A 17968-nucleotide genomic window follows, 5' to 3' on the forward strand; every position below is an offset into this window, starting at 1 on the left:
TTTGCAGGAGGATAGGGGCCAGCTTCACGTAGCTACACCTTTACTTTTACCCAGTAAGGATCCCCGCGACTTTAGAACATCTGGCGCTTTAACCCGACTTTATCCGTTGGCCGGACTAAATATACTGCTTCAGCGTCCACGTTTATAAGTCAGCCATCCCTCACAGGATGGCTGTATATTGTTTAATTTAATGAAATACGAACCACACTATCCGGGCCTTTCGTCGTGTTGTCGTCATTGAAGTCCTGCTTCACGGTTACGTATAACGTTTTACCGTCCGGTGTTACCAGAAGACTGTTGGGATGGCTGGTGAACGTCCAGCTGTTTTTCACAGCATAGCTCCCGGCGTCAAGCTGCAACACCTTCCTGGATTCGCGCTGAGTGATGAAAATTTCGTTGCGCTCAGCGTTAAACTTTATTCCCAGCGCATCGCCTTTAAGACGCTTGATAACTTTCCCGCTGCGCTCATCAAATACCAGTGTGGTTTTGGCTTTTGAATCATCAGTCACGAACAGGCGCCCGGTGGCCGGATCTTCTGCCATATTCAGGAACAAATACGCTTTTTTATCTCCCGGCGTCCAGCGCTGTTCGATTTTATACGTCTCCGGGTTAATCACCAGAATTTCACCGCCGCCATTGGCGGCATAAAGGCGGTCTGTCAGCGGCGAATAAATAATCCCCGTCACCCATTTCCCGGCATTTTCGATTCGGGCTTTTAGCGTCATGGTGTTGGCATCAACCACGGAGATAAACCCAGGGTCGGCAACGCCGCCGATAAACAGTTGTCCCTTGTGGAAGAGGATTTCACGCGCACCAACCGGGTCGCCATCCTTGTCTTTGCCTTCAAACATCAGGCGCTGTAGCACCTTGCCGCTTTGCACGTCCACTTTCGATACCCCGCCATCAAGGGTGTTGGTGGTGTAGTAGACCTTGCCATTATCGTCCGCTGCCATGCCGAAGTTTTTCAGGTCGGTGTGGGTTTCACCTTGCGTGGCAAGCGTTGTGGGATCCAGTTTATAGAGCACCCCGCCGTTGACGTTTTTGAAACTCTGTGCGCTCGCAACGTACAACGCGTTTGCCGTTGGGGAGTAAACCATCTCATACAGACCGTCAGCGAGTTCGCGCTGCTTGAGCTCAGCCGAACCCGGGAGGGCTGCTGACGCCGTTGCGCTCAGGGTTAACGCCGCGGTAAGAATGCTTAAGCCCCATGTCTTTCCTTTTAGCCAATGGAATGTGTTCATTTTTTGTTCCTGTCATGCGCGAGCCGCGCTGATTTTGATAAATATACATTTATTTACATTTAACTTACAAAATTACCTGTGCATAATAAAGCAAATAATTATCATTTCCATTCTTATTTGGATGAATGATTTGCACATAACGACAACAACAGACAGGTAACATGATGATTTTTAAAGGCAGGGCTAATCGCGCGAAAGCGCCCGCAGGATTAATTCCTGCTTCCTTCTCACTTTCACTGCTTGCGCTGGCAATGTCCGCCGTCATGCACCCGGCACAGGCGGATGAAAATACGCAAGAACAAGAGATGGTTGTCTACGGTGACGGGAACGGGAGCGCCGACTCGCAGCAGGATTATGCGGTAAAAACCACGCGTTCAGGCACCAAAATGCTGCTGACCCCGCGCGATATCCCCCAGTCAGTCAGCGTCGTGACGCGCCAGCGTATGCAGGATCAAGACCTGCAAACCATTGACCAGGTACTTACCAATGCCACCGGCGTTTCGTCGCAGCAGGTTGATAGCGAGCGTTCCAGCTACTTTTCCCGCGGCTTTGAAATCACCAATTTCGCCTACGATGAGATCCCCACATCAATGGGCGACGCGTGGAACTTTGGCGATGCGCAGGAAGATACTGCCATTTATGATCGTATAGAGATTGTGCGTGGCGCAAACGGCCTGATGACCGGCGCTGGCGATCCGGGAGCAACGGTGAACATGGTGCGTAAACGTGCCGACAGTAAAACCTTCAGGGGCAACGTCAGCGCAAGTTACGGAAGCTGGAACAAACAGCGTTATGTGGGCGACATCTCCGCGCCCCTCAATTCCGACGGCAGCCTGCGTGGGCGCGTCGTGGCAGGTTATCAGGATCAGGACAGCTGGCTCGACAGATATGGCAAGCGCAAGAAATTTCTCTATGGCGTCATTGCAGGCGATGTAACGGAACACACGACGGCCTCGCTGGGCTGGGACTATCAGCAAACAAACACAGCCAACCCGACCTGGGGCGGATTACCCAGCCTGTACAGTAACGGCAGCCGTACCCATTACGATCGCAACGTCAATACCTCGGCAGACTGGACGGGATACTCCGTTGAGTCGCGTAAAGTTTTTGCTAACCTCACCCACAACTGGGATAACGGCTGGTCGGTGCGTTTCAATGGAACCCACGGCGAGCAAACGTTCAATGATACCCTGCTTTATGTGATGGGCAATCCGGACGCCACCACCGGAGAAGGCGCATCAGGCTGGGGTAGTAAGGATCGCGGCAAGCGCACTCTGGACGCCTTTGATGCCTACGCCAGCGGGCCTTTTGAACTTCTCGGGCGTCAACATCAGCTGATGGCCGGAGCCAACTATAGCCGACAGCACAATGCTACCTTCAGCAAAGACGGGCCAATGGACAGTGCTCAGATTGGCATCTTCAACAACAGCTGGGACGGCAGCGTGGCCGAGCCGGAGTGGGGCGACTGGTATCAAAATGCGGATGATATCGTGCGGCAAAAATCGGCGTATACGGCGGCACGCCTGTCGCTGGCGGATCCGTTGTCGCTAATCGTTGGCGCACGTTATACCCAGTACAGCTCAAATGGCAGCAGCGGCGATATGCGTAAATACAACACCACCCCTTACGGCGGGCTGGTGTATGACATCAACGACAGCCTTTCCGCTTACGCCAGCTATACCTCAATTTTTGCCCCGCAAACCAAACGCACGAAAGAGGGTGCATGGCTCTCTCCCGTCACCGGTAAAAATTATGAAACCGGCCTGAAGGCAGACTGGATGGACGGTCGACTGACCACCAACGTTGCCGTATTCCGCATAGAACAGGAGAACGCGGGGGAGGAAATCAGCGGGGTATTCGTTAATGGATCCAGCGAACAAGCTTATCGGGCAACCAAAGGCGCAGTGAGCAAAGGGGCGGAATTTGAGGTGAACGGTGCCGTTACCGACAATCTACAGCTTACCTTCAGCGCGACCCGCTATGTTGCCCGTGATTCAGATGGCCGCTTCAACAGCTTTGCGCCGCAGACGCAGCTTAAGGTGTTCAGCCGTTACCGCGTCCCGGCGCTTCCGGATCTGACCGTAGGCGGCGGCGTGAACTGGCAGAATCAGGTGTACAAAGATGTCACCGGTCCGGACGGCGAGACGCAGCGCCTCTATCAGGGCAGCTATCCGCTCGTCGACTTGTTCGCGCAGTATCAGCTGACGAAACAGCTGGCGGTGCAGGCAAACGTTCGTAACCTGTTCGACCGCGAATACTACTCATACCTTGATGACTCTGCCGTCTATGGCGAACCGCGTAGCGTCTCGGTAAGCATGAGTTACACATTCTGATCTAATCAGCTTATCGCTATCCTGGCCATCACCTGTTCCGAAATGCGCTTCGGCCCCACCAGCGGCAACGACACGGCGATGGCCGCCATGCCATTGCCATCCTGGTAACGAATAAAGTGCCGGTTTGAACGGGTGACGAGCCTGGTGCCTGAAACATTGGGCCAGTTAAAGAAGACGTATGTTGGATATGCAGTAAAACAGCCAGACGCAAAAGCGTAAATATTCAATGAACAGGACGCCCTCAGACTCGAGGGGAATCCTGAGCAATACACAACTCCTCAAGTTATTTAATCACTATGTATCTATCTATATAGCGAGTTGGGCTACAACTGTGCAAAAGACATTGATGACAATGAGTTCAAGATTCTTCTACGCAAAGCCACGAGGAGTTTACGCAGCATGTTTCATGAACAATTGCCCACAATTGGATGACAACATCTGACTAAGTCGACCATGCACCATCCAGACCGATTTCCTTTTATTCAACCTTGCATCAACGGCGCGCTTGAGGAGGTTGTCATTGCGGTGATTTTTCAGGAAAATTCGATATATAAAAGAATACATAACGAGAGGGTGTTTATGGCCAGGAAACGAATGCAGGTTGTGCTGGTGGCGGTTGCGCTGCTGCAAATGCCATCCATGGCGCTGGCAAAGGATATCAGGGTGACTTATGCCGGTTCCATGGGCAAAGTAATGGACCAGGGGTTAGGTCCGGCTTTTTCCAGAGCAAATAACGACGGCTATCAGGGGCAGGGCCAGGGTGCATACGGGATGGCACGCCTGCTTGCAAGCCACAAAATTGAGGCCGATGTGTTTGTCTCCATCACCCCGGGGCCGATGCAAATTCTCAAAGACGCCGGGCTGATAGATGAGGCGGTCCCTGTCGCCAGTACCAGCATGGTGGTCGCTTACAGCCCTGAGGGTAAACATGCAGCGCAGTTTGAACAGGCCAGCAGAAAGAAAGACGGCTCGTGGCTGACTCTGCTGACGCAGAAAGATGTCTCATTTGGCCGTACCGATCCTTATGTCGACCCAAAAGGCCAGAATATTGTTTTTAGCCTGATGCTGGCGGAAAAGTATTACAACATGCCGGGTATCACCGATAAAATTTTAGGCTCGCTGCAAAACCCACAGCAGACTCATCAGGAAGGAGGGCTGCTGGCGCGTCTGGAAAGCGGTCAGGTGGATGCAGCAGCGGGATACGAGAGTGAAGTTCGCTCAGCGCATTTGCCGTATGTCGCGCTGCCGGATGAAATAAACCTCAGCAACCCGGCGATGACGAAACAGTGGTATGACACCGTCAGTTTTACCATTAAAGACAGCAAAGGCCAGGATCAAATTCTGCACACTCAACCAATGGTGTTCTATGCGGCGGTGCTGAAAAACGCGCCGAATGGTGTAGAACAGGGACAAAAGTTCGTATCGTTCATGCAAAGCGCCGAGGGGCAGAAATTGTTCAAAGCGTTTGGCTACGCCGAACCTAAAGGAGACAGCTTATACGCCCGCTAAGAAAACCGGGCTGGGTGGCGGGGTGGTTATCTCTGCCCGCTATCCTGCTGTTAAGTATCCCCTTTATCACGCTGATTAGCGTCACGCCCTGGCATCATCTGAAGCTGGCCTGGCGCGACGACAGCGCCATTGCCGTCTCAATGGGACTGGGTGTGCTGGCGCTCGGAATTATCATTCTTATCGGCATGCCGGTGGCATGGTGGCTGTCACAAGCCACGGGTCGAAAACGATTGATCGGTGAACTGCTGGTGATGATCCCTCTGCTGACGCCACCGCTGGCAATGGGGATTTTGCTGGTTTCGGCTTTCGGGCCTTATGGCGTGTTTGGCCGCTGGCTTTCACTGTTGGGAGCTACGCTGGTAAATAATCCGGCGGCGTTTGTGCTGGCTCAGGTTTACGGCGCTTTGCCTTATTTTATCGTGGTGTCGCGTTCGGCGTTTGCCACTGTTCCCAAAAATATTCTTGAAGCGGGACAAACGTTGGGAGCTTCTCCCTGGAACCGCTTTCGTTTTCTTACATTACCCCTGGCATTGCCTGGTCTGGCTTCTGCCGTAACACTCGCCTGGGTTCGCGCGGTAGGCGAGTTCGGGATCGTGATGATCTTTGCTTATTTCCCGCAGGGTATACCGGTAAAGCTGTATACCAATCTGCAAAATGACGGGGTGGACACAGTATATACTTTGCTATGGATGCTGCTGGTAGTGACGCTTCCCCTGCCAATGGTCTGCTTTGCTCTTGGCAAACGAATGGCCAGGAAATGAACACCCCTTAGATCGTCCGTTCCTCGTTCATAGCGGATGAGCTTGCTCACGTTTCCTTTTCAGCGGGCTACCTCGAATAACCCCAAACCGGATTCTTCATAAAAGGCCACACACAGAAACCTCCAGTCAGTCAGACTGAAAGTACAGGGCAGGAAGAAAATGTGGCGCGCGCTGGATATGTCTTACAATCGGATCGGTGGGATTATGCTGGGGGAACCATGGAGGCGTAAATCGGTACGTCGCGATAGCGGAAGAAATTACGCAAAGTTAACGTTGTATGCTCTTTGTCTCCCGAAGCCAGAACCGGGCTTTGCGCCCGGTTACTCTTGTATTAACCACATGTCCGACTCTTCGAACATCTCCTCAAGCATGCGGTTGAGCTTTTCACGGTCGCTTTTGCTGGCGTCGCTGTTCAGGCCGTTCGCTTGCATTGGCTTAACCGTCACGCTGGCATCAGGAAAAATCCGGTGCACGCGTTTTGTCAGTTCGGCCAGAATGATTTCCCTGGCTCCCTCCAGCCCCTGTACGTTTCGCTTGTCATAAACCAGTTCCACAAACATGATTGTTTACCTTATGGATATTACGCATGTGATTCAGCCTGAACGTAAAATACTACTGTGTATGGGTACAGTCAAACGGCGTTCAGACTAAAGCATTGTCCAGAGCAATGCAGACAGCGTTGCCAGCCCCCCCAATACGACCAAAAACACCGTCACGCCGCGAAGCTCTGCCAGCGAGGGGCGGGTGTATATGAGGTACGCCGGGATAAGGAACAGGATCACCGCGATCAGTGGTCCGCAGAACATTTCAATCAGGCTGAGCACATCCGGATTGGCATAAACAATGCCATAGGTCAGCAGGAACAGCGCCAGAGAGGCCAGCCGCTTACTGGCGTTGGCCTTTTTGCCGGATACGCTGGCAGCCAGCTGACCAAACGTTTGTGCGACCGACAGACCTACGCCGAGGAAGGATTTCGTCATACCGATGATAGCGATGAGCGGGGCAATGTGGTAAATCAGGCTGAAATCACCGTTTCCCTTCATCACCGACAGCACATTCAGGTTTTCCGCCTTCGCTCGCACAAAGTTGTCATGGGGGATCCCCAGCACGCAGCTCAGCACGAAAAAGAGGATACTGGCGAAGATAGCTAAGTAGGCGATACGGATCACGAACAGTGCCTTTTTCTCACCCTCCGCTTTCCTCTCCCGGTAGTAAGAGCTCAGCGGGGAGACCATAGGCGCACAGCAAAACGAGAAGGTAATAAGCGGCAGCGTCAGCCAGATATTTTTCAGCGTTACCGGCAGCGGCGTGGCGTTCATTTCAGCGGCCGTATCGGTCAGGTTAGACAGATGCCATCCCGGGATAAGTGATACGGCGATCAGCAGTACAGATGCCGCGAACGGCAGCGCCAGTGCGCTCATAATGGCCACGACTCTGTCCCGGCCCTTGCTAAGCACCACATACAGCGCAGCAACCACGATAAACGACAATGGCCCACGGCTGATGGCGGTAATATGCAGATGCTCCACAAGTAAATTACTCAGCGCATTAATCAGCGCCACCCCGTAAACCAGGGTTACCGGGAAGAAGGTCACACAATAGAACAGGGTGATCAGCTTTTCACCCCTTCCGCTGAAGAAGGAGCCGAAGATCGGCAACGTGCCGTTTTCAGTCTTCTCTTCACGCATATATACACGACAAAGGAGTAAATGGGGGATCAGGGATAACGGCAGCCCCAGCAGGAGCATAACCAGAAAAATAACCGGACCACGGGTGCCGATTTCCACGGGAAGGAACAGTGTTCCCGCTCCGACGGCTGTACCATAAAGGCCCAGCGTCCAGATATTATCCTGCCAGTGCCAGTTAGAGCGTGTTGTAATATTAGCTGAGAGAGTTGTGGCTTTATTCATCATATTTTACCGCGTTGTTAGAGGGGCGACGACTTATTTAGTTTTTATCTGTCTGTAGTCGTCGCTGCGCCATTACGTCACGGGTGGGAGGGGTTTGATGTTGCATACCGAAAACCTTATGTGTATGCCTGCAATAACTATCGTTATTCTTTGACGATGCTTTAACAGGCGGTTAATTAAGAAAGGGATTTGTTAAATTAACGAACAAATAACGACTGACTTTCCCTGCCTGCACGTCTGTTAATTAAAGAATAAACACCCTGTTTTATTAAGTACCATAAGGCGCCATCATATTGAAGGGGGGCTTATTTAATTATTTTATTGAGCGTGAAATTATCCCGTTATGCCTGAAATTAAAAAACAGAATGTAGACAATCGTGTAACCCGCTCGTAGCTTTCGAACCGTCTTGTAACATAACGCTCTCTTTATGGTGGCGAAGGGGTTCAGGACGTCGTATGCCTGCTATTAAACGCCCCATAAGAAAATCCTCTTCTATACTCAGTTACGTTTAGTGAAATATGCCGCCGCTCCACACGTCGCGTTCCCTTAATAGCGGCGGGCAGCAGGGGTATATATTCACGAAAACGCCTTAATAATGGTCAATTTTGCATTTTAGAGGGGGGTTCCTGGTATGTTGCATTCTCAATCCTCGCGGGTCGGTAGCATTTTGCTGCTGCTGACCGCGATAATAGCCTTCGCGGTGGCGCTATACGCCTGGTGGACGCCGCTTACCGGCGTCACTGGCACCATTGGCGCACTGGGCGTGGTCATTGCCAGCGTAGTGCTGGCGATCCTGACCTTTATGTTACGTGCGGCATCGCGTCGCGGGGCGCGCGTTTTTCTGATTATTGTCACCCTGGTGGTGTTGGCGGGTATTGCTTTCGCCGCCGCGCTGCTGCACCAGTACATCATAACGGCAGCCATGGTGGTCGGCCTGATTGGTCTGATTATGCTGAGCAGCCATTCCGCTCGTTACAACCATCCCGTCAGAAGCTGAGGAGCCGCCCGTGCACAACGATAAGCATTATCCCTTCATAAAAGTCAGCATGACGGCGCTGGCGCTGCTGGTCGCTCCGCTCGCGCTACAGGCGCAGGATAAGGCCGCTGAAGCCTCTCAGGGGACACAGGAATCACTGAACATTGATGCGGCCGATCAGCAGGCGCCCGGAACCACAAAAACCACCGACGATGCCTCAACCGGCAGCGGTGATGGAAAGAAAGTCGCCTCGGCCAGCCAGCCAGCGACGCCGCTGGTACCCGGCACCGCCACCTGGGACAGCTTCCACGGCCAGCTTAACGCGCAGAAATACAGTCCCCTGACCCAAATTACGGCGGATAACGTCGGGAAATTAACGAAAGTCTGGGAGTTCCATACCGGCGACGTCTCGGATGGTAAAGGCGATACGCCAGCTACCGTCTGGTCCGCAACGCCCATTTTCGCCAACGATACGCTCTACATCGGCACGCCATTCGATCGCCTGATTGCGCTGGATCCGGGGACGGGTAAAGAGAAGTGGCACTATGACACCAAATCGTCGCGCAAGGCGCTGACCCAGCCGGTGCTGAAAAATCGCGGCGTTTCCTACTGGCAAGCCAAAAATCCGGTGACAGGTGAGGTATGCCAGAAGATGGTCTATATGGGCACCGTTGATGGCAAGCTCTTTGCGCTGGACGCCGATTCAGGCAAACCGTGCAGCGGCTTTGCGAACAACGGCGTGCTGGATTTGAACCAGTGGAATACCGTTAACGCGAAGTATCCGCTCTCTGTCCTGCAACCGCCAACCGTTGTCGGCAACCATCTGCTGGTGGGCTGGGCCGGGAAGGACTGGGCCTATGCCGAAGCCCCTCCGGGCACCGTATTTTCAGTCAACGCCCAGACCGGTAAGCTTGAGTGGACCTTTGAGGCGATCCCGGCAGAGATCCGCAAGCGTACCGGTACCGCCAACGTCTGGACGCACATGTCCGCCGATGAGGCCAACGGGCTGGTCTATCTCCCGGTCTCATCGCCGTCTCCCAACTATTGGGGCGGCAACCGCGTGGACGCTATTCCGCTTGGCACCTCGACCACCGCCTTGGACATCAACACCGGTAAAGTGGTCTGGTCACGTCAGTGGGTACACCACGATGTCTGGGATTACGATATCAACTCCGCCCCGACGCTGATGGACATCACCGTAGACGGCAAGCAGATCCCGGCGCTGGTGCAGGCCACCAAGCAGGGTTTCCTGTTTGTGGTTAACCGCCTGACGGGGGAGGACGTATGGCCAATCGAAGAACGTCCGGTTCCGCAGGGTGATGGGTCGGTTCAGGGTGAAGTTCTCTCGCCCACGCAGCCATTCCCGACCAAACCCGCGCCGCTGCTCGACCAGTCGAAAAAACCGGAAATCTGGAAGCTGGCGGATATCGTCGGTGGCGGCCAGTGCTCCCGTCTGTGGGATAACCTGACCTATGAAGGAATGTATACCCCGCCGACCACCAAAGGCGAAGGCACGCTCACCTATCCCGATAGCGCCGGCGGCGTCCAGTGGGGTGGGGTGGCGTTCGATCCGCAAAAACAGATCGCCATCGTCAACACCTCGCATATCGTCCAGTACGTGAAGCTGTACAGCCGTGAGGATTACGATAACGCAGACAAAGACTCCGGCAACGAAAGCGGCTTTGCCCCACAGGAAGGCGCCCCGTACGGTATGCGTCTGCTGGTGGCGAGCAACTGGCTGGGCATGCCGTGCTGGCAACCGCCGTTTGGTGAAATCGTGGCGCTGGACATGCACACGGGCGATGTGAAATGGCGTCGTCCGGTTGGCGCCTCCCAGCAGTATGGCTTCTTCATGCCGGAAAGCTGGGGTTCACCTACCATTGGCGGTCCGGCAGTGACGGCGGGCGGCGTGATCTTCATCGGTGCCTCAATGGATGCCAAAGTGCGTGCCTACTCGGTCGAGAGCGGTGAAGAGCTGTGGTCCGATCAGGCCGAAGCTCCGGCGGTAGCGAACCCGTCCGTCTATGAATATAAAGGTCGCCAGTATGTGGCCTTCGTGGCAGGCGGGAATACGATCCTGAAGGATCAGGTAGGCGATCAGGTGGTGGTCTACGCCTTGCCGGAATAATTCATCAGGAAGGGGAAATAAGCGTGGGGCCTGCGGGCCCCACTTTATTTTGCAGTAGTAGTCGTTTTACCGACGCGTTATTTATCGGCTGATGCGCCAGCACGCGTTGACATCTGCTCGGCGGACTTCAGATGCTGCTCAACGACCGGAGTGTGCTCGTTGGCCAGAGCCTTCACATCTGGATCGTCGATTTTACTGGCGTCGCTCTTAAGCTTCGACAGCACCTTCTCGTGGTCCTTCACGCCAGCATATTCCATATACATTTTGTCAAAAGCGTCACCGCGCTGGTTTTCCAGCCTTGAGTTCAGGGCTTTATGCGCGGCGTCTGGTTCGGTCGGCAGCTCCACGCCCTTTTTCTGGGCAACGGTCTTGACTTTGGTCAGCGCGGCGCCGTGATCGTCGACCATTTTCTGGGCGAATGTTTTCACTTCACTGGTTTGGGCCTTGTCGAGGGCGAGCCTGGCGGCGGCAACTTCGTTGATATTGGCCTGCGCCATGTCCTTCAATGCTTTCTCGTCGCCGGAGCTGAGTCTGGCGTCCGGTTGAGCCTGGCCCGCAGTTTGAGTTTGCGCGGCGCTGGTTGTCTGGGCTTGTACGCCAACGGTGCTGAACATTGCTGCAACTGCTGATACGGCTAGCAGCCTTTTCAGGGTTTTACTCGTGTGCATATTGTTCTCCTGATGGTCATGGTACAGGTAAGTTTCGGTTGCTTCAGGCGCAACCGGCAGATAAATGACGACTGCACAGGTCAGTATAGTAGATGAACCTGCTGCACCCGCTGTTCAGGTCAGTAATGGCTGGTCGTGATGCTCAATCCTTCTACAATATTGATACGGATCATTTACATATTTGCTGCTAATGTTAAATATATAGATTCATCAACAGGAGGAATGATATGAAAAAAGCACTATTAGGGAGTGTATTGGCTTTAACAGTAGCAAGCTTCGGCGCATCTGCGGCAGATATGATTTCCAAGGATGAAGCGCACCACTTCAAACTTGAATACCTTGGTAATGTATCTGTAGGGGCTTCAGGTGGACAAATTTCTTCACCTTCAGATCTTCATCAAAAACTCTCAAAACTGGCAGACGAGAAGGGCGGGAAATACTACGTCATCATCGCTGCCCGCGAGCATGGCCCTAACTTCCAGGCCGTCGCAGAAGTCTTTAAATAATTTTCTCGAATAAGACAAAAACCCGCTTATGGCGGGTTTTTGCTTACAGACAGCCAAAAAAATGCCCCTGATGCGGGGCGAGTGTGAGTCAAAACTTTTCTTATGTTTATCTGTTTTGTGCTCTAAGGCTTTGGGACAATAACACCCTGTTCAAATAATGCAATCTAAATGCATATTTAAATGCGACGGCAGCATACGTTACACAGATAGTCTACTCTTTACATACAGTTATGGTGAAAGGCAGTTAATCGTTAGCTGTCGCCTGCTGGAGAATGGAAACAGTAAACGGTTGCAAGAGGTAAACATGAACGTTGACGCACTGACGCAAAAGGCAGAAGAAGAAATTTCAGCGCTTATAACCAAAAAAATTTCAGAGTTACGTAAAAAAACAGGGCAGGAAGTGTCTGAAATTGAGTTTATCGCTCGTGAAGCCATGACAGGCCTCGAGGGATATGAGGTAAAAATCAAACTTATTTAATCAAAATTATTACCTGTTTCGGGACACTGGATAAAGCAGAGCGGCAAACGTCAGCCAGGACTATCCTTCGCGTGGCAGGATTGAAGCCAAAAAGCCCGGTGACGCTGCGCTTACCGGGCCTACAATTAACGCAATCCACAGGCCGGGCAGGGCGTAGCCGCCACCCGGCTTACCAGGCTTACACTATCGCGTTCGGGCACGCTTCGCCCTTTTCGAGTTGACGCAAATTCCCCAGCGTGGTTTCCGAAATGCTGATCAGCGCTTCGGCGGTCAGGAACGCCTGGTGTCCTGTGAACAACACGTTGTGACAGGCAGACAGGCGACGGAACACGTCGTCCTGGATCACGTCATTAGATTTATCCTCAAAGAACAGATCGCGTTCGTTCTCATACACATCCATACCCAACGCGCCGATTTTTTGCGTTTTCAACGCTTCGATAGCCGCCTGAGAGTCGATCAGCCCGCCGCGGCTGGTATTGATGATCATCACGCCGTCTTTCATCTGGTCGAACGCCGACTGGTTAAGCAGATGATAGTTCTCCGGGGTCAGCGGACAGTGCAGGGAGATAACGTCAGACTGCGAGAAGAGCGTTTTCAAATCGACATACTCCACGCCCAGCTCCAGCGCAGCGGCGCTTGGGTACGGATCAAACGCCAGCAGGCGCATGCCAAATCCTTTCAGGATGCGAAGGGCGGCCACGCCAATTTTGCCGGTACCGATGACGCCTGCGGTTTTACCGTACATGGTAAAGCCGGTCAGCCCTTCCAGAGAGAAGTTAGCATCACGGGTTCGCTGATAGGCACGGTGAATACGACGGTTGAGCGACATCATCATCCCGACCGCATGTTCTGCCACGGCTTCCGGAGAATAGGCCGGGACGCGAACGACCTTCAGACCCAGCTCTTTGGCGGCATCGAGATCGACGTTGTTAAAGCCCGCACAGCGCAGGGCAATGTATTTCACGCCCTGTTTTTTCAACTCTTCCAGCACCGGTCGGCTACCGTCGTCGTTAACGAAGATACACACGCCTTCGCAGCCGTGGGCGGTTTTAGCCGTCTTTTCAGTTAGCAGAAAGTCGAAAAATTCAAGATCGAAACCGTACGTCTCGTTAACATGTTGCAGATACTTTTTGTCGTACTGCTTTGTGCTATATACCGCGAGTTTCATAAGACTTTCTCCAGTGATTTTGGAACCACGTTAGCATGTTTAAAATTATCTTACAATTTTTCAAAATTCATTGAAATCAATAAGTTCTATGAATTATTGTAGAGCATCTACTCTTAAAAATGGCATTACCTTCAACTGACTGGCTAAACATGCGACAATGAGCGGCAAGAACGGCTTATTTTTTTCGCAAAATCAGGATATTAACTGCCCATGAAGGGTAAATACAAAGCCGCAATCGCGCTATTACTGCTGCTATTTCTTGTGCCGCTGACGCTGCTGATGACGCTCGCCCAGTGGGTACCCACGCTCGCCGGGATCTGGCTCCCCGTCGGAACGCGCATCGCGTTTGAAAAAAGCCCACGGCTCACGCGCCACGCCCTGATCATCCCCGATCTCCGCTATCTGGTAGAAGAGTGTGAAATTGCCCGCGTGGAAAACGTGACTCTGTCACACCCCAGCCGCTGGGATCTGGATATTGGCGCACTTGAACTTAACTCTGTCTGCCTGAGCAAATTACCGCAATCGGCGCCATCTACGGTGGCGCCGAAAACGCTGGCGCAGTGGCAGGCCATCCTGCCCAACACCTGGCTGACCATCCATCGCTTTACCCTTTCTCCCTGGCAGCAGTGGGAGGGTGAGCTGCATGCCTCACTGACGCCAGCCCGCCAGGACATCACCTATAAAGGCGAGCAGGTGAGCATTAAGGGGCAGTTACGCGGCCAGACCCTTTCCATCAGCCAGTTCGATGTGCAACTGCCGGATCAGCCGCAGCCCGTGAAGCTGATCGGTGAATTCACCCTGCCGCTGGTGCCGGACGGCGTGCCGGTGAAAGGGCATACGGTCGCGACCTTTAACGTGCCACAGTTATCCTCGCTGGTCGATGCCGATCTGGACTGGGAGGACAATCAGGGCCAGCTGGTGGTCATGGCGCGGGACAACCCCGATCCGCTGCTCGATTTACCGTGGCAGATCACCGCTCAGCAGTTGACCATCAGCGACGGACGCTGGAACTGGTTAGCCTCCGGCGTGCCAATGAGCGGACGCGTCGGGCTGAAAGTGGATAACTGGCAGCAGGGGCTGGAGAAAGCCACCTTCACGGGGCGGCTCAACGTGCTGACCCAGGGGGATGCGGGTAAGGGCAACGCGGTGCTGAATATCGGTCCCGGCTCGCTCAGTATGGATAACAGCGCTATGCCGCTGCACCTGAGCGGGGAAGCCAAGCAAAACGATCTGATCCTGTATGCCAGGCTCCCGGCGATGCTGACCGGCAGCCTTTACGATCCGCAGCTCACGTTTGAACCCGGCGCTTTATTGCGCTCGCGTGGGCGCATCATCGACTCGCTGGATATCGATGAGATCCGCTGGCCGCTGGCGGGCGTGAAGCTCACGCAGAAGGGCGTGGACGGCCGCCTGCAAGCCATTCTGCGGGCGCATGAAAACGAAATGGGCGATTTTGAGCTGCATCTGGACGGCCAGGCTAACGACTTTTTACCGGACAACGGTTTGTGGCAGTGGCGCTACTGGGGTAAAGGGAATTTCACGCCAATGAACGCGCGCTGGGATGTCCGGGGAACCGGGGAGTGGCGCGACAACGTTATCGAACTGACCGATCTTTCCACGGGGTTCGACAAATTGCAGTACGGTACGATGCTGGTCAGCAAGCCGCGCCTGGTGCTGGATCACCCGGTGCGCTGGTCGCGGGACCCGGATAACCCCACCTTTAGCGGCGCGCTCGCGCTTAACGCCGGGCAAACAAGCTTTTCAGGCGGAAGCGTGCTGCCGCCGTCCGTTTTGACCTTCAGTGTTGACGGGACAGACCCGACGGTGTTCCAGTTTAAAGGGAACCTGCATGCGGACGACATCGGCCCGGTCCAGGTGAATGGACGCTGGGACGGCGAACGCCTTCGCGGTCAGGCCTGGTGGCCAAAACAGTCTCTTACGGTGTTTCAGCCGCTGATCCCGCCAGACTGGAAAATGACCCTGCGCGGCGGCGAAATGTACGCGCAGGTGGCTTTCTCTGCGGCGCCCGATCAGGGGTTTGAGGCCGGGGGGCACGGGGTGCTGAAAGCGGGCAGCGCGTGGATGCCGGATAACGAAATCAACGGCGTGGATTTTGTTCTGCCGTTCCGCTTAAGCCAGGGTACCTGGTCGCTGGGCACGCGCGGGCCGGTAACGTTACGAATCGACGAGGTGAAAAACCTGGTCACAGCCCGAAATATCACCGCGGATCTCCAGGGCGATTATCCCTGGACCGAAGCGAACCCGCTCCTGCTCACCAACGTGAAGGTGGAAGCGCTCGGCGGGAAAATCACCATGCAGCAGTTGAGAATGCCGCAGCACGATCCGGCTTTACTGCGCGTGGATAATATATCCTCCAGCGAACTCATAAGCGCGGTGAATCCGAAGCAGTTTGCCATGTCCGGCCCGGTGAGCGGCGCGCTGCCGTTCTGGCTGGACAATGAAAAATGGATCATTAAAGATGGCTGGCTGACCAACCCGGGGCCGATGACGCTGCGCATCGACCAGGACACGGCGGATGCCATTGTGAAAGACAATATGGTTGCAGGGGCGGCGATCAACTGGCTCCGCTATATGGAAATTTCGCAGTCGTGGACAAAACTCAATGTGGATAATCTGGGTGTGTTAACCATGCAGGCGGCCATTAAAGGCACCAGCCGCGTCGAAGGTAAAAGCAGTTTCGTAAATCTGAATTACACCCATGAAGAGAACATTTTTACCCTCTGGCGCAGCCTGCGCTTTGGGGACAATCTGCAAACATGGTTTGAGCAACATGCGGCGATACCCCTTCTCCGCGGTTCGACAGACAAGGAAAGTGAGGAACAACAATGAAAAAGAGGGCTGGTGTACTCACCGTGGCCGTCGTCGCGCTGCTGTCAGGCTGCACGCCGCGCATTGAAGTGGCGGCGCCCAAAGAGCCGATCACCATCAACATGAACGTGAAAATCGAGCATGAAATCCATATCAAGGTGGATAAAGACGTTGAAGCCCTGCTGAAATCCCGCAGCGATCTGTTCTGAGGATGTCATGAAACGATTAGCTCTGATGTTACTGGCGCTGGGGATGAACGTTCACGCCGCCACGCTTACGCTCAACGATGCGCGTGCCCAGGGGCGCGTAGGGGAAACCCTGAGCGGCTATCTTGCGCCCGTTCAGCACGACGCTGAAACCCTGGCGCTGGTGAACCGTATCAACGCCGCACGCACGGAAAGTTACCAGCAGCTGGCTGACAGTAATAATTTACCCGTCGACGAGGTGGCGAAAATGGCGGGACAAAAGCTGGTGGCCCGCGCGCAGCCGGGTGAGTACGTGAAGGGAATTAACGGCAAGTGGCTGAAAAAATAGCTAGCGATAACGCCTGCGGTATTCGCCCGGCGAAACCCCGAAACGCTGCTTAAAGGCGGTGGAAAAATGGCTATGGTCGGTGAAACCCCAGCTGTAGCCAATCCCCGCCAGCTTTTCGTCATCGCTGATGGAACGCAGCGCCTGAGCGCATAAATCGAGGCGACGGTTCTTAATATACTGCGCTACCACCAGCCCTTTCCCGGCAAACATGCGGTACAAGCTACGCACGGACATGCCGCTCTCTGAAGCTATCCACTCCGGTCTTAACGCCTCCGACTGAATATGATCATCAATCAGGGACAGAACGTGGCGGAACTGACGCTCCTTGCGCGGCAGCACCTCGTCACGCTGCTGGAAGGCCGGACGCAGCAGACACACCATCGCCTCAAGCGCCGCTTCGCTTTCACTGGCGCTGAGATCGACATTGCCCATGCTCTCCTGTAGCAGTCGGTAGCTCAGCTGTACGGTAGGCAGACTGCGGGAGAGGGGCAGCGCGCACCTCACTTCCTGAAAACGCGCGTGTTGCTCAATGATTTGTCGCGGGAGCAGGAGCGAAATCTGGCGGGAACGCTCCTGCCAGTAAATGGAGCACGGGCGGGAGGCGTCAATCAGCGTGATATCCCCGGCTTTCAGCATCGCGCGCTGGTCGTCCTGTTCGATTCCGGCGCTGCCTTCCAGCTGAAACACGGTGTAGAACCAGGCGTCGTTGCCGTTTTTGATCTCCTGACGGGTGCGAAACAGGTTAACGCCTGCGGCGGTCACCGTGCTCAGCTTCAGACTTTGGGTGTAGCTGGTTTCCAGCTCGCCGAGAAACGCCCCCTCTAACGGACGTGCCGCAAAGCGCCCACAAACCTGGTTAATTTGCGCCAGCCACTGCTGAAAATTGTCCTGTTCGCTTGCACACGCCATTGATGTTCTCGCTGCAC

At 54.2% G+C, this 17968-nt stretch carries 16 protein-coding genes; 10 read left to right on the top strand and 6 right to left on the bottom strand.

Translation table 11 applies throughout. The features are described 5' to 3' along the window. Nucleotides 1-182 precede the first annotated feature (182 nt). Nucleotides 183-1241 carry a YncE family protein gene (locus tag ACJTMZ_RS00435; protein WP_017694072.1) on the bottom strand — a complete coding sequence of 353 codons (1059 nt, stop codon included), beginning with the start codon at nt 1239-1241 and terminating at the stop codon, nt 183-185. A 164-nt stretch (nt 1242-1405) separates the two neighbouring features. On the opposite strand from ACJTMZ_RS00435, the gene fhuE reads away from it, so the two are divergent. The 3 genes from fhuE to ACJTMZ_RS00450 all read left to right on the top strand — a co-directional run bounded on the left by fhuE (nt 1406) and on the right by ACJTMZ_RS00450 (nt 5844). Beyond that, nucleotides 1406-3574 carry a ferric-rhodotorulic acid/ferric-coprogen receptor FhuE gene (gene fhuE, locus ACJTMZ_RS00440; protein ID WP_047364968.1) on the top strand — a complete coding sequence of 723 codons (2169 nt, stop codon included), beginning with the start codon at nt 1406-1408 and terminating at the stop codon, nt 3572-3574. Between the two features lie 594 nt (nt 3575-4168). Beyond that, nucleotides 4169-5083, top strand: coding sequence for an extracellular solute-binding protein (locus ACJTMZ_RS00445; RefSeq protein ID WP_047746520.1), 915 nt, complete (start codon nt 4169-4171; stop codon nt 5081-5083). Between the two features lie 14 nt (nt 5084-5097). Further along, complete coding sequence (locus tag ACJTMZ_RS00450; RefSeq protein ID WP_032648201.1) at nt 5098-5844, top strand: molybdenum ABC transporter permease; 747 nt, start codon at nt 5098-5100, stop codon at nt 5842-5844. 320 nt (nt 5845-6164) lie between these two features. Here ACJTMZ_RS00450 and ACJTMZ_RS00455 read toward each other — a convergent pair whose 3' ends face one another. Then, entirely contained in the window at nt 6165-6404 is a 240-nt protein-coding gene (locus ACJTMZ_RS00455; protein WP_003857390.1) for a DinI family protein, read from the bottom strand. Between the two features lie 87 nt (nt 6405-6491). Further along, nucleotides 6492-7754: an amino acid permease gene (locus ACJTMZ_RS00460; protein WP_020480531.1), complete on the bottom strand. Its 1263-nt coding sequence runs from the start codon at nt 7752-7754 to the stop codon at nt 6492-6494. 632 nt (nt 7755-8386) lie between these two features. Here ACJTMZ_RS00460 and ACJTMZ_RS00465 point away from each other — a divergent pair. Next, on the top strand, nt 8387-8752 hold the full coding sequence (locus ACJTMZ_RS00465; RefSeq protein ID WP_032104048.1) for a hypothetical protein: 366 nt from the start codon (nt 8387-8389) through the stop codon (nt 8750-8752). Between the two features lie 10 nt (nt 8753-8762). Continuing rightward, nucleotides 8763-10859, top strand: coding sequence for a pyrroloquinoline quinone-dependent dehydrogenase (locus tag ACJTMZ_RS00470; protein ID WP_060460129.1), 2097 nt, complete (start codon nt 8763-8765; stop codon nt 10857-10859). Between the two features lie 77 nt (nt 10860-10936). Here the strand turns inward: ACJTMZ_RS00470 and ACJTMZ_RS00475 are convergent, their stop codons facing one another. Next, the gene (locus tag ACJTMZ_RS00475; RefSeq protein WP_017694065.1) at nt 10937-11527 is read right to left on the bottom strand and encodes a DUF4142 domain-containing protein; all 591 of its coding nucleotides are present in this window, start codon (nt 11525-11527) and stop codon (nt 10937-10939) included. 227 nt (nt 11528-11754) lie between these two features. On the opposite strand from ACJTMZ_RS00475, the gene ACJTMZ_RS00480 reads away from it, so the two are divergent. Together ACJTMZ_RS00480 and ACJTMZ_RS00485 are read left to right on the top strand one after the other, a co-directional pair. Next, a complete protein-coding gene (locus tag ACJTMZ_RS00480) occupies nt 11755-12033 on the top strand; it encodes a DUF1471 domain-containing protein (RefSeq protein WP_003857380.1) in 279 nt (92 codons plus the stop codon). 304 nt (nt 12034-12337) lie between these two features. Beyond that, on the top strand, nt 12338-12511 hold the full coding sequence (locus tag ACJTMZ_RS00485; RefSeq protein WP_006808842.1) for a GnsA/GnsB family addiction module toxin: 174 nt from the start codon (nt 12338-12340) through the stop codon (nt 12509-12511). Between the two features lie 178 nt (nt 12512-12689). Here the strand turns inward: ACJTMZ_RS00485 and ACJTMZ_RS00490 are convergent, their stop codons facing one another. Beyond that, entirely contained in the window at nt 12690-13679 is a 990-nt protein-coding gene (locus ACJTMZ_RS00490) for a 2-hydroxyacid dehydrogenase (RefSeq protein ID WP_017384525.1), read from the bottom strand. A 210-nt stretch (nt 13680-13889) separates the two neighbouring features. Between ACJTMZ_RS00490 and ACJTMZ_RS00495 the strand changes: the two genes are divergently transcribed. The 3 genes from ACJTMZ_RS00495 to ACJTMZ_RS00505 are packed head-to-tail and all read left to right on the top strand — an operon-like array spanning nt 13890 to nt 17042. Beyond that, entirely contained in the window at nt 13890-16529 is a 2640-nt protein-coding gene (locus tag ACJTMZ_RS00495; RefSeq protein ID WP_408626800.1) for a YdbH family protein, read from the top strand. Next, nucleotides 16526-16717, top strand: a complete 192-nt coding sequence (locus ACJTMZ_RS00500) for a YnbE family lipoprotein (RefSeq protein WP_003857369.1) — start codon at nt 16526-16528, stop codon at nt 16715-16717. The genes ACJTMZ_RS00495 and ACJTMZ_RS00500 overlap by 4 nt, the downstream gene beginning before the upstream one ends. Nucleotides 16718-16724: 7 nt before the next feature. Next, nucleotides 16725-17042: a YdbL family protein gene (locus tag ACJTMZ_RS00505; protein ID WP_006808832.1), complete on the top strand. Its 318-nt coding sequence runs from the start codon at nt 16725-16727 to the stop codon at nt 17040-17042. Here ACJTMZ_RS00505 and feaR read toward each other — a convergent pair whose 3' ends face one another. Continuing rightward, nucleotides 17043-17951 carry a transcriptional regulator FeaR gene (gene feaR / locus ACJTMZ_RS00510; protein ID WP_126499231.1) on the bottom strand — a complete coding sequence of 303 codons (909 nt, stop codon included), beginning with the start codon at nt 17949-17951 and terminating at the stop codon, nt 17043-17045. Nucleotides 17952-17968: the final 17 nt, after the last annotated feature.

The sequence above is a fragment of the Enterobacter sp. DN genome (assembly GCF_046054285.1).
GTDB classification, from domain to species: Bacteria; Pseudomonadota; Gammaproteobacteria; order Enterobacterales; family Enterobacteriaceae; genus Enterobacter; species Enterobacter hormaechei_C.

What these genes read in the sequence shown, in the direction of transcription:
- ACJTMZ_RS00480 (WP_003857380.1), top strand. Translation starts at nt 11,755, where the DNA reads ATGAAAAAAGCACTATTAGGGAGTGTATTGGCTTTAACAGTAGCAAGC.
- ACJTMZ_RS00490 (WP_017384525.1), bottom strand. Translation starts at nt 13,679, where the DNA reads ATGAAACTCGCGGTATATAGCACAAAGCAGTACGACAAAAAGTATCTG.
- ACJTMZ_RS00495 (WP_408626800.1), top strand. Translation starts at nt 13,890, where the DNA reads ATGAAGGGTAAATACAAAGCCGCAATCGCGCTATTACTGCTGCTATTT.
- ACJTMZ_RS00460 (WP_020480531.1), bottom strand. Translation starts at nt 7,754, where the DNA reads ATGAATAAAGCCACAACTCTCTCAGCTAATATTACAACACGCTCTAAC.
- ACJTMZ_RS00435 (WP_017694072.1), bottom strand. Translation starts at nt 1,241, where the DNA reads ATGAACACATTCCATTGGCTAAAAGGAAAGACATGGGGCTTAAGCATT.
- ACJTMZ_RS00475 (WP_017694065.1), bottom strand. Translation starts at nt 11,527, where the DNA reads ATGCACACGAGTAAAACCCTGAAAAGGCTGCTAGCCGTATCAGCAGTT.
- ACJTMZ_RS00445 (WP_047746520.1), top strand. Translation starts at nt 4,169, where the DNA reads ATGCAGGTTGTGCTGGTGGCGGTTGCGCTGCTGCAAATGCCATCCATG.
- ACJTMZ_RS00485 (WP_006808842.1), top strand. Translation starts at nt 12,338, where the DNA reads ATGAACGTTGACGCACTGACGCAAAAGGCAGAAGAAGAAATTTCAGCG.
- ACJTMZ_RS00500 (WP_003857369.1), top strand. Translation starts at nt 16,526, where the DNA reads ATGAAAAAGAGGGCTGGTGTACTCACCGTGGCCGTCGTCGCGCTGCTG.
- ACJTMZ_RS00455 (WP_003857390.1), bottom strand. Translation starts at nt 6,404, where the DNA reads ATGTTTGTGGAACTGGTTTATGACAAGCGAAACGTACAGGGGCTGGAG.
- ACJTMZ_RS00505 (WP_006808832.1), top strand. Translation starts at nt 16,725, where the DNA reads ATGAAACGATTAGCTCTGATGTTACTGGCGCTGGGGATGAACGTTCAC.
- ACJTMZ_RS00465 (WP_032104048.1), top strand. Translation starts at nt 8,387, where the DNA reads ATGTTGCATTCTCAATCCTCGCGGGTCGGTAGCATTTTGCTGCTGCTG.
- fhuE (WP_047364968.1), top strand. Translation starts at nt 1,406, where the DNA reads ATGATTTTTAAAGGCAGGGCTAATCGCGCGAAAGCGCCCGCAGGATTA.
- feaR (WP_126499231.1), bottom strand. Translation starts at nt 17,951, where the DNA reads ATGGCGTGTGCAAGCGAACAGGACAATTTTCAGCAGTGGCTGGCGCAA.